The following is a 10,904-nucleotide window of genomic DNA, read 5'->3' as shown; positions in this document are numbered from 1 at the left end:
ACGGTGCCGAACACGTCGAACGCCAACGCCTTCGGTGTCCTCACGGCTCCAACACGACCTTGCCCTTGACGCCGCCACTGGCCAGGCTCTCCAGCGCCGCCCGCCCCTCCGACAGTGGGTAGCGCACGGGTGGTGGTGGCCGCAGCCCCGCCTCGACGAGCTTGCCAAGGCCAGCGCCGATCTCGGCCTGCGCGTCGGGCACCTTGTTGATGAACTCGCGCAGGCCAACACCGACGACGCTGACGTTGCGCAACAGCAGCCGGTTCACCTTCACGGTCGGGATGCCGCCACCGGACGCGAAGCCCAGCACCAACAACCGCCCCTCCGTGGCCAATACCCGGATCGCATCGTCGAACGGGTCGCCACCCACCGGGTCCACGACGATGTCGACGCCACGCCCGTCGGTCGCATCGCGCACCGCCTGCGCCCACCCGTCGGTCAGCGGCAGCACCAGGTCGGCACCCAGCGACTCGACGAACTCCATCGCACCAGGCCGATGAACCATCGCGATCACCTTGGCGCCCAGCGCCTTTGCGATCTGGATGGCCGCCGTGCCCACTCCGCCCGCGGAGCCGAGTACGAGCACCGTCTCGCCGGCCAGCAGCGCCGCGCGACGCACCAGCGCGAAGTACATCGTGTAGTAATTGCCCAGGAGGCACACCGCCGCACCGTCGTCGATGCCGTCCGGGGTCGGGATGACGCTGTCCGCGAGCAGCGTGGCGCGCTCGGCCCACCCCCCGAGCATCGACAATCCCGAAACTCGCTGCCCCACTTCAAAGCCCGAGCCCTCCGGTGCCGATCGCACGACGCCCGCGACCTCCGTCCCTGGGACGAACGGCGGATCGACCTTAAGCTGGTACTCGCCCTTGATGAGCAGCAGGTCCGGGAAGGCGAGCCCGGCCGCACCGACGTCGACGACGACGTTGCCGTCACCGGTCGGTTCGACAGGGTCTGGCACGTCGGTGTAGACCAGCCCCTCGGGACCGGAAAGGCTCTGCGCGACAAGCGCCTTCATGCTGGGTTCGATCCCCTGGTCACTCCGCTCCTGCCCACCGAATCAGGCCAGCTTGAAGCTGGCCGACTTCGCCGCGGACAGATCCGTGATCTCGCCCCACCTGCCCGCCACGTCGTCGACCGACGGCACACCGTCGAAGGTCACGCCGTCGTTCTGGAACAGCGCGGTGCGTTGCACCTTGCCGCCACCGACGATGAACACCGAGTCGGTGTCGGACAGCTCCTCGGTGCACAGGTAGGCCACCACCGGAGCCACGTACTCGGGTGTCAGCTTCTCGAACACCTCCGGCGGCAGGATGTCCTGCGTCATCCTGGTCGCCGCGATCGGTGCGATGGCGTTGGTCTTGATGTTGTACTTGGCGCCCTCCTGGGCCAGCGTGTTGATCAAGCCGACCAGCCCCAGCTTCGCGGCCCCGTAGTTGGCCTGCCCAAAGTTGCCGAACAGGCCGCTGGTCGAAGTCGCGACCACGACGCGTCCGAAGCTCTGCTCACGGAAGTGCGGCCACGCTGCGCGAATCACGTTGTACCCGCCGTACAGATGCACCTTGAGGACCGCGTCCCAGTTCTCGTAGGTCATCTTGTGGAACGTTCCGTCTCGGAGGATGCCCGCGTTGCTGACCACGCCGTCGACCTGACCGAACTCGTCGACCGCCGTCTTGATGATGCTGGCCGCACCCTCTGGCTCGGCGACGCTGTCGTAGTTCGCGACGGCGCGTCCGCCGGCTTCCTTGATCTCGGTCACCACCTGGTCGGCCATCGCCGACCCGGCGCCCGTGCCGTCGCGGGACCCACCGAGATCGTTGACCACCACGCTGGCGCCCTCGCGAGCCAGGGTCAGGGCGTACTCCCGACCAAGCCCACCTCCAGCTCCGGTGACGACGACGACGCGATCCTGCACTCCGGGCATGACGTTCCTATCTTTCGATCTTCGTTGACGAGCTTCGGCGTGGGCCGGTCAGAAGAGCTTGCGCGCCAGCTTCCACGCCTTCTCTGTATACGGCGGGTAGATCATGGCGGTTAAGTCGGGTCGGGTCGGCTTGGTCAGGACCGACTTGCGATGGCTGAACTCCTCGAAGCCGAACTTGCCGTGATAGGCGCCCATGCCCGACGGTCCGACGCCGCCGAACGGGAGCTTGCTGGTGGAGAACTGGAACAGCAGGTGGTTGACCAACATGCCGCCGGCCGGCACCTCCTTGATCACCCGCTCCCGGACGTTCTTCGCCCTGGTGAACAGGTAGGCGGCCAGCGGCTTGGGCCGCGAATTGACGAAATCGATTGCCTCGTCCAGGGATTGGACCGTGACGATCGGTAGGATCGGCCCGAAGATCTCGTCGGTCATCAGCGGCTCGTCCACCGCGGGGTCGACGACGACGGTGGGCTCGATCTCGAGGTTCGCCGCATCGGAGCCCCCTCCGACGACGACGGTGCCCCTGGTCTCGGCGAGCGCGGCGGTCAGCCTGTCGAAGTGGCGTTCGTTGACGATGGGCTTGCCGCCGGACCCGCCTGCCTCGAAGCGCGTGATGGCCTCGCCGAGCTTGGCGACGAGCTGATCGCGGATAGACGCGTCGGCCAGCACGTAGTCGGGCGCGATGCAGATCTGACCGGAGTTGAACAGCTTGGTCCATGCGATGCGCTTGGCCGCGACGGCGATGTCGGCGTCAGCGGCGACGATCACGGGGCTCTTGCCGCCCAACTCGAGGGTGACCGGCGTCAGGTGCTTGGCCGCGGCTTCGTAGACCCTGCGGCCGGTCTCGGTGCCGCCGGTGAAGCACAGCTTGTCGAAGCCCTGCGCGACGAGTTCCTGGCTGACCGACCCGTCGCCCTCGATCACGGCGATCGCGTCGTTGTCCAGGTACTTGGGCACCAGCTCGGCCATCAACGCCGACGACGCGGGGGACACCTCGGACGGCTTGAGCACGACGGCGTTTCCGGCGGCGATCGCGCCGACGGCCGGTCCGAGCGTCAGCGCGAACGGGAAGTTCCACGCGCCGATGACGAGCACCACGCCGAACGGCTCGTATTCGATCCAGGCGCGCCCTGGCAGCTGCGCCTTCTCCAGCAGTCGGTGCTTGCGCTTGGTCCACTTGCCGACGTTCTTCGCGGCGTCGGCGGCTTCCCCCGCGGTGCTGGCGATGTCCGCGAGCCACGACTCGAACGGCTTTCGGCCCAGATCCTCTTCCAGCGCGGCGGCGATGGCCGGTTCGTTCTCGGTGACCAGCGTCGCCAGCGCCTCCAACTGCTGCTTGCGCCAGGCGACGTCACGCGTTCGGCCGGTGGCGAAGGTCCTGCGTAGCAGGGCGACGACGGCGGGAACGTCGACCGCGGTGGCGGCAGTTCTGCTCGGAGCGACGGATTCGGTTGCTGCGGTGGCGTCTGCGGTCATGGGATTGCTCCTTGCGTCCGCACGATCCTAACCAACCACCCGGTTGGGCAACAGGGTCTCGGGGGCGCCTCTCGACGGCCGTCAAGCCCCGTGATTCAGTCGCGCGTACCGACGACGAACGTCGAGAACGAACTGTCGTCGGTGTCCTCGAGCTGAATCCATCGACCCAGCCTGCGCATCTCGGCCTGCGAGGTGACCGGTGTCGACGTCCAGCCGTGCGCGTCGAGCCACTGCGCGACGTCGGCGCGCTCTGGGTCGTCGTACATCAGTTCCTGCACGTTGATGGCCTGTTCGATCTCGAACTTGGCCGCCAACTGCTGGAATCGCTCACGCATCCGGGCCCGTCGGTCCTCGGCCTGGATGCCAACGGTCTCGGCCGCGACGCGGCTGCCCGGCGCGCTCAGTTCGGTGATCTGCTCGAACAGACGGTCCTGAGCGTCCGACGGCAGGTACATCAGCAGGCCCTCGGCCAGCCACGCGGTCGGCGCGGCCGGGTCGAAGCCGGCCTCCCGCAGTGCGGTGGGCCAGTCGTAGCGCAGATCGATGGGCACCTCGTGCCGTTGCGCAGACGGTTCGACGGCATGCTCGGCAAGCGTCTTCGCCTTGTACTCAAGAACTTTGGGTTGGTCGATCTCGAAGACCGTGGTGCCCGTCGGCCAGTCCAACCGATACGCGCGCGAGTCGAGACCGGAGGCCAGGATGACGACCTGACGGATCCCCGCGGCCGTCGCGTCGGCGAAGAACGCGTCGAAGAAGTGCGTCCGCACCGCCTGGTAGTTGCCCATGTACTCGAAGATCGAGGCCGCTTCGGCGTCGGTGTCGGCGACCTTGGCGATGAACGACTCGTCGAGCATGAACTCCCAGATGCCCGTGCCCGCCCCGGCTACCAGGATCTTGGCGTAGGGATCACGGATCAGAGGGTTCTCCCGGTCGGTCTCGGCCGCCCTGGCCGCGGCGACCATGACCGCGGTGGATCCCACGCTCGTCGCGATGTCCCAGGTGTCGTCGTGTGAACGCAAGGAGCTCATGGTGGGCCGTCCGTCGGTGCGAGGTAAACAGGGTCGTTCGCCATGCTACCGATTCAGTTAGCCACGCTAGGAAGCGACGGGGTCAGTCGGCAAGCTTCCAGAGCTTGTTGGCCAACAGCAGCTCCAGCTTCTCGACGATGGTGCTGAGCTCGTCGTGGCCGCCGACGTACCCGGCGTAGAAGCCCATCCCCCACATGACCGCCACCAGCATCTCGACCAGGGTGGCGACGTCGGTGTCCGTGGTCAGCTCGCCACGCTCGATCGCATCGTTCACGGCCCAGCTCACGAAGGCTCTGGACGCCTTAAGCGAGTTGTGTTCGTCGCGGCTCAACTCGGGGTGGCGTTGCGACTCCAGCACCGAGGTGACGAGGAACGCCGCGGCCGACCGATCGCGCGAATCCGCTTGCATTGCCGCCGAGAAGAACGCCGACAACCTCTTCAGTAGAGACGTCTGTCCCTCGGCCTTGGCGAGCCCCGCGGCAACCACCATTTCGTTGGTCTTCTCCACCACTTCGCCGTACAACACCTTCTTGCTAGCGAAGTAGTGATTGATCGCGGGTCGAGTCAGATCGGCGCGTACCGCGATGGCCTGGAATGTCGCTGCGTCGTAACCCAGTTCGCTAAATACTTCCCTTGCGGCACGCACAATGCGCTCTCGCGTCTCGGCCGCCTTAGCTGCGGGTGGGCGTCCTGGGCCTCGAGTCGCGGTGTACGGCACAGCCAAATTGTGCCACACGTCAACCTGACAAAAGAAGTGAAATGGTTGCGGGGGCACGAATGAAATGGATTCAGCAAACCACCGTGCTCGTCACATCCGGTTATCCGGACGAATTCTTACGAGTTGCGGACATAGCTACGGAGTCCCGGGCAAGCGCGTAACCACCGCTCGCAACTAAGGTTCAGCCATGGCGGGAGCGGTATCTCGGGAGTCGTACATCGAGACCGGCCTAGAAGTGCTGTCCGACCTTGGCTACGGGGGACTCAAGCTCGCCGAGGTGTGCAATCGCCTGGGCGTCACCACCGGATCCTTCTACCACTACTTCACCAGCTGGTCGGCTTACACCAGAGACATGGTCGCCCATTGGGTGCAGGTCCGCACCGTAGCGAGCGCCGAGGCAGTGCGCGCCGAAGCCGACCCGCGACGACGCGTCGACCTCCTCATTCAGGAAGCGCTTGCGCTTCCGCACGGGGCCGAGGCGGCCATCCGCGTATGGAGTTCGATCGACCGCGACGTGCAAGCCGTTCAGGCCGCCGTCGACCAGCAGCGTTTCGACCTTCTCTTCGAGGCGGCCCACGAGATCCTGGAGAACAAGCATCAGGCGCAAGTCTTCGCATCGTGGGGGCTCTACCTGCTGATCGGGTTCGAGCAGTCGACGCTGCCGCGCGATCCGGCCGATCTGCGGTGGATTGCCGACCAGCTGCTCGACGCGCTGGATTCGGGCCGGTTCGACTCGCTCCCGGACGTGAGCTGACGCCCCGGTCTACCATCGGCGTGCATGCGGACCCCAGCCGATCTCTGGCGCGGGTCTTCTGCACCTTCGCTCCTCACCTCCGCTAGGTTCTCTTCGCTCCTCACGTCCGCGGTCGCACGGTTCGACCGCCGCGATCCTGAGCGCGACGCGCTGCGGCGGGCCCTCCGGGCCGCGATCGTGCTGCCGCTCGCCGCGGCGGTGGGCTTCGCCGTTGGAAGTGATTCGCAGACACCGTTGTTCGCGATCTTCGGCTCGGTGGCGCTGCTGATCACCGTCGACTTCCCCGGCAACCGGCCCGCGCGGGCACTGGCCTACGGCGGCCTCGGTCTCAACGGCTTCGTTCTGATCACGGTGGGCTCGCTGGTGGCGCCGATCCCGTGGCTGGCGGTGCTGACGATGTTCGTCGTCGCGGTGGCCGTGACGTTCTCCGGCGTGCTGAGTGAAATCGTCGCGGCGGGCCAGCGCTCGACGTTGATGATCTTCGTGCTGCCCGCGTGCACACCGGTGGGCCCGATCCCCGAACGTCTCCTCGGCTGGGCGATCGCCCTCGCGCTCGCCATCCCCGCCGCGATGTTCGTCCTGCCGCCGCGCCACCACGACGAGTTGCGCAAGCATGCCGCGGAGGCCTGCAAGACCCTCGCCGACCGGCTCGAGGGCGCGGCCTCCGACGACGACGTGTCCTCGGCGATGGGCGCGTTGCGCGCCAACTTCCTCGGCGCCGACTTCCGCCCTGTCGGCTTGACGGCGGGAAGCCGGGCGTTGGTGCGGGTGGTCGACGATCTGCAGTGGCTCTCCGATCGCGTCACCGATGCCACCGGCGACCTGCTGGCCGAGATGCGCGATCCCTTGGTCCGGGTATTGCGGGAGAGCGCCCTGGTGCTCAGTACGCCGACCGTCGCAGGCCGCGACGTGCACCGCGCCAACCTGATGGATGCGTTGGCCGTTCAGCGGTTGATCGCGCAGAGTCGCTACCGCGAGGACATCGTCGAGATCCTCGCCGAGCCCAACGACGCGACCGCCATCGGCGTCGGCCGCAAACTGCTCACCCGAAGGACGATCTCGGGGTGCGTCGGGGCCACCGGGCGGGTGATCGATCTGGCCGCGGCCGCCGACGCCAGACCGGTGTGGGCGCGGGTACTCGGCCGCGGGCTGCCCGCGGCCGGCGCCTCGGACCGGGTGCTCTCCGAGTCGCAGGCCCTGACGTCGCTGCCGTCGGGCTTCCTCGCGACGCGCGCCGTGGTGGTCCGCAACAGCCTGCGCACCGGGCTCGGTCTGGCGCTCGCGGTGGCGGTCACGCACGTGTTCCCCGTCGAACACGGCTTCTGGGTGGTGCTCGGCGCGATGTCGGTGCTGCGCAGCAGCGCCCTCACTACGGGGACCAGAGTCTTGCGCGCCGTCGCGGGCACGGTGCTCGGCTTCCTACTCGGCGTGGTCTTCATCGAGTTGATGGGCGTCGAACCCGTGGTGATGTGGGCGACGCTGCCGCTGGTCGCGTTCGGCTCGGCGTACGTCCCGGAGGTGGCGTCGTTCGTCGCCGGTCAGGCGATGTTCACGATGATGGTGCTGATCATCTTCAACACGATCAGCCCCACCGGCTGGCAGGTGGGGCTGATCAGGGTCGAGGACGTCGTGGTCGGCGCGCTGGTCGGCATCGTCGTATCGCTGCTGCTGTGGCCACGCGGCGCCGCATCCAGGGTGGCGAGGACGGTCGACGACGCCGTCGCGGCGGGCGGCACGTATCTGGTGGCCGCCGTCAAGCGGGTGACGCGCGGCGCCTCGGAAGCCGCCAACGACCGCGTCTTCGCGCTGGGCCACGAGGCGATGTCGGCCACTAGGACCCTCGATGACGCCGTCCGCCACTATCTGTCGGAGAGCGGCGGCTCGACGGACCAACGGGCGCCCGTGATCAGGGCGTCCAATCGGGCCGTCCGCGTGCGCACCACCGCCGAGCTGATCTCCGACGTCGTCCCGCCACCTCTGGCCGCATATCCACGGGTGCGGGAGGTGCTGGAGATGCACACCAACGCCATCCGGGAGCGCCTCAGCGGGCGGCGACCGGTGCACGAACTCGGGCCGATCAGCGACGACTTCGTGCTGGCGTTGCGCGCCGAGTCCGGCGGCACCGACCTGTCGATCAGGGCGGCGCTGCCGCTGGTCACCGTCGCCGCGAATCTCGGCGAACTGGAGTTGCTCTATCCCGAGCCGGTGCGGCCGGTGGCGCTGTCGAGTAGCTAACGTTCCGACGTGTGCGGCATCAACGCGTTCGGCGGGATGGTGCCGAACTTGCCCGCGTTGAAGTCTTCGATCGCCTCCATCAACTCCGACTTGGAGTTCATCACGAACGGTCCGTAGTGGAAGACCGGTTCGCGAATGGGCTTGCCGCCCAGGAGAAGGACTTCGAGTGCCGGCGTCCGCGCATCCTGGGTGGCGTCGGCCGCGACGACGATCCGGTCGCCGGGCCCCATGACGGCGAGCTGACCCTGCCGGATCGGCTGCCCCACCGGGCCGACGGATCCTTGACCGGCCAGCACGTAGACCAAGGCGTTGAAGTCCCGGTTCCACGGCAGATCGAGACGTGCGCCAGGTTGAATGGTGGTGTGCACCAAGCTGATTGGCGTGTACGTGAGTCCTGGGCCATGCCCTGTTCCCTGTTCGGCGTCGATCTCGCCCGCGATGATGCGGACCAGCGCACCGCCGTCGTCGGAGGCCAGTAACTTGACCTGGCCGCCTTCGATCGCCTGGTAGCGCGGCGTCGCGAACTTGTCCTTGCGGGGCAGGTTCACCCAGAGCTGGATGCCGTGGAAGGTGCCTCCGCTCTCGACCAGTTCGGCGGGCGGGGTCTCGATGTGCAGGATCCCCGACCCCGCGGTCATCCACTGGGTGGCGCCGTCGGTGATGAGGCCGCCGCCTCCGTGCGAATCCTGGTGCGCGAAGCGGCCGTCGATCATGTAGGTGACGGTCTCGAACCCGCGGTGCGGGTGCCAGTCGGTGCCCTTCGGCTCGCCGGGTTCGTACTCGACCTCGCCCATCTGGTCCATGTGGACGAACGGGTCGAGCTGGGCGGCGCTGACGCCGGCGAAGGCGCGGACGACGGGGAAGCCCTCGCCCTCGTAGCCGCGGGGGCCGGTCGTGATGGACCGAACCGGGCGTGGGGTGTCGAACGGCGCAGGGGCTGCAACGCGCGCAAGGGTGAGGGTATCGGCCGTGATGGCGGGCATCGGGTTCTCCTCTTCTCAGATGTGCCCACTGTAACCGGACTGCGGTCCGATTGATTCCTGACCCGTTCCTCGACCAGCGTTAGGACAAGACGGCGGCCGCGGCCGCGCGGGCGTCGGCAGCCGTCCCCGTGGCCAGCGCGGCGTCGGCCGCCTCCCGGCACTGAGCGAGCGTGACCTGGGCCAGCTTCGCCCCGACCGCCGCCACCGCCGCGGCAGCCGCCGACAGCGACGAGACCCCGAGCCCCACCAGAACGCAGGCCAGTTGCGGATCCGCGGCGGCCTCCCCACAGACCCCGACCGGCTTGTTCCTGGCGACCCCGGCCCGCACCGCCATGGCCACCAGCGCCAGCACGGCGGGCTGCCACGGGTCGGTCAGCGTCGCGAGTTCCGCCGACATGCGGTCTGCGGCCATCGTGTACTGCGTCAGGTCGTTGGTGCCGATCGACAGAAAGTCGACGTGCTCGAGGATGCGGTCCGCGAGCAGCGCCGCGGCGGGCACCTCGATCATCACGCCCGGCGTAAGACCGAACGAACGGGTCTCGGCGGCAAACGATTCCGCCTCTGCGGGCGTGGCGATCATCGGCGCCATCACCCACGGGGCATTGCCGGTCCGCTTGGCCGCCGCGGCGATGCCCTCCAGCTGGCGGGTCAGGATGCCGGGGTTGCCGTCCGCGATGCGAATGCCGCGGACGCCGAGGGCCGGGTTCGCCTCGTCGGCATGGCCGACGAACTTCAGCGGCTTGTCCGAGCCGGCGTCAAGAGTCCGCACGACGACCTTGTGACCCGCGAAGGCGTCGAGCACCTCCCCGTAGATCTCCGCCTGCTCGTCGACGGTCGGCTCGGTGTCGCGGTTCAGGAAGCACAACTCGGTGCGGAACAGTCCGACGCCCTCGGCCGGGGTGTCGCGCGCGGCGCGGGCGGCTGCCCCGTCCTGGACGTTGGCGAGGATGGCGACGACGTGGCCGTCGGATGTGGCGCCGGGGCCCGTCCAGCTCCTGGCCAGGTCGGCCTCGCCGCGGGATACGGCGACGGCGTCGGCCGCCATGGCGGCGTCCGGCGACACCGTGACGGTGCCAAGCGTGCCGTCGACCATCACCATGGTTCCCGACGGCACGGCGTCGAGCCCGTCGACGGCGACCACGCAGGGGATGCCGAGCTGACGGGCGATGATCGCGGTGTGGCTGGTGGGCCCGCCGAGCGTGGTGGCGAGCGCGACGACCAGTGAGGCGTCCAGACCCGCGGTGTCGACTGGAGCGAGGTCCTCGGCGCACAGGATTGACGGCACCTCGGGCACCGGGACGCCGGGTTCGGGCAGGCCGTTGAGTTCGGCGATGACGCGGTCGCGGATGTCACGCAGATCGGTCACCCGCTCGGCCATCAGCCCGCCCAGCTGGGTGAACATGGTGACGAACTGCTCGACGGCACCGGTCACCGCGCCGACGGCCTGGTTGCCCTGCCCTATCCGCTTCTCGGTGGCGGCGATCCACGCCCGATCCTGCGCCAGCTGCGCCGTCGTCGCCAGCACCTCCGAGGCGGCACCCGAGGCGTTCGCCGCGCGTTCGCGCAACCGGTCGGCCACGGCGGCGGCGGCCGCGGCGAACCGAGCCACCTCACCGGGGCGCCGGGACTCCTCGAGATCGGCGCTGGTCGACGCGGTGTCGACCGTCGGCCGCGAGCCCGGCCTGATCACTGGAGCGTATTGCACGCCACCCACCGCGGGGATGCCGCGAAGAACGGTTCCGGCGGGCGGCTGCGAGACGTCCGCGGGATGCAGTGATACGGGAGACGA

General features: G+C 68.4%; 9 protein-coding genes. 2 read left to right on the top strand and 7 right to left on the bottom strand.

Translation table 11 applies throughout. The features are described from left to right. Positions 1-40: 40 nt before the first annotated feature. The 5 genes from ABW137_RS31480 to ABW137_RS31460 all read right to left on the bottom strand — a co-directional run bounded on the left by ABW137_RS31480 (position 41) and on the right by ABW137_RS31460 (position 5,143). Entirely contained in the window at positions 41-1,015 is a 975-nt protein-coding gene (locus tag ABW137_RS31480) for an NADPH:quinone oxidoreductase family protein (protein WP_526406116.1), read from the bottom strand. Between the two features lie 42 nt (positions 1,016-1,057). Continuing rightward, the gene (locus ABW137_RS31475) at positions 1,058-1,921 is read right to left on the bottom strand and encodes an SDR family oxidoreductase (RefSeq protein WP_526406114.1); all 864 of its coding nucleotides are present in this window, start codon (positions 1,919-1,921) and stop codon (positions 1,058-1,060) included. A 48-nt stretch (positions 1,922-1,969) separates the two neighbouring features. Beyond that, positions 1,970-3,397: an aldehyde dehydrogenase family protein gene (locus ABW137_RS31470; RefSeq protein WP_526406112.1), complete on the bottom strand. Its 1,428-nt coding sequence runs from the start codon at positions 3,395-3,397 to the stop codon at positions 1,970-1,972. Positions 3,398-3,492: 95 nt separating this feature from the next. Then, positions 3,493-4,425 carry a class I SAM-dependent methyltransferase gene (locus ABW137_RS31465; protein WP_526406110.1) on the bottom strand — a complete coding sequence of 311 codons (933 nt, stop codon included), beginning with the start codon at positions 4,423-4,425 and terminating at the stop codon, positions 3,493-3,495. 82 nt (positions 4,426-4,507) lie between these two features. Beyond that, on the bottom strand, positions 4,508-5,143 hold the full coding sequence (locus tag ABW137_RS31460; RefSeq protein ID WP_526406108.1) for a TetR/AcrR family transcriptional regulator: 636 nt from the start codon (positions 5,141-5,143) through the stop codon (positions 4,508-4,510). 187 nt (positions 5,144-5,330) lie between these two features. On the opposite strand from ABW137_RS31460, the gene ABW137_RS31455 reads away from it, so the two are divergent. After that, positions 5,331-5,897 (top strand): TetR/AcrR family transcriptional regulator, encoded by a 567-nt coding sequence (locus ABW137_RS31455; RefSeq protein WP_526406106.1) that lies wholly within the window; start codon positions 5,331-5,333, stop codon positions 5,895-5,897. A gap of 24 nt (positions 5,898-5,921) precedes the next feature. Further along, positions 5,922-8,132: an FUSC family protein gene (locus tag ABW137_RS31450; RefSeq protein ID WP_526406104.1), complete on the top strand. Its 2,211-nt coding sequence runs from the start codon at positions 5,922-5,924 to the stop codon at positions 8,130-8,132. Here ABW137_RS31450 and ABW137_RS31445 read toward each other — a convergent pair. Further along, a complete protein-coding gene (locus tag ABW137_RS31445; RefSeq protein WP_526406102.1) occupies positions 8,129-9,115 on the bottom strand; it encodes a pirin family protein in 987 nt (328 codons plus the stop codon). The two genes, ABW137_RS31450 and ABW137_RS31445, sit on opposite strands and share 4 nt — an antisense overlap. Positions 9,116-9,194: 79 nt before the next feature. Continuing rightward, positions 9,195-10,889: a phosphoenolpyruvate--protein phosphotransferase gene (locus tag ABW137_RS31440; protein ID WP_526406118.1), complete on the bottom strand. Its 1,695-nt coding sequence runs from the start codon at positions 10,887-10,889 to the stop codon at positions 9,195-9,197. Positions 10,890-10,904 lie beyond the last annotated feature (15 nt).

The sequence above is a fragment of the Mycobacterium sp. genome, from assembly GCF_040509115.1.
GTDB lineage: Bacteria > Actinomycetota > Actinomycetes > Mycobacteriales > Mycobacteriaceae > Mycobacterium.
This window is presented reverse-complemented; position numbering and strand designations above follow the sequence as displayed.

Coding starts and splice junctions, on each gene's coding strand:
- ABW137_RS31480 (WP_526406116.1), bottom strand. CDS start 1,015: ATGAAGGCGCTTGTCGCGCAGAGCCTTTCCGGTCCCGAGGGGCTGGTC.
- ABW137_RS31475 (WP_526406114.1), bottom strand. CDS start 1,921: ATGCCCGGAGTGCAGGATCGCGTCGTCGTCGTCACCGGAGCTGGAGGT.
- ABW137_RS31470 (WP_526406112.1), bottom strand. CDS start 3,397: ATGACCGCAGACGCCACCGCAGCAACCGAATCCGTCGCTCCGAGCAGA.
- ABW137_RS31465 (WP_526406110.1), bottom strand. CDS start 4,425: ATGAGCTCCTTGCGTTCACACGACGACACCTGGGACATCGCGACGAGC.
- ABW137_RS31455 (WP_526406106.1), top strand. CDS start 5,331: ATGGCGGGAGCGGTATCTCGGGAGTCGTACATCGAGACCGGCCTAGAA.
- ABW137_RS31450 (WP_526406104.1), top strand. CDS start 5,922: ATGCGGACCCCAGCCGATCTCTGGCGCGGGTCTTCTGCACCTTCGCTC.
- ABW137_RS31445 (WP_526406102.1), bottom strand. CDS start 9,115: ATGCCCGCCATCACGGCCGATACCCTCACCCTTGCGCGCGTTGCAGCC.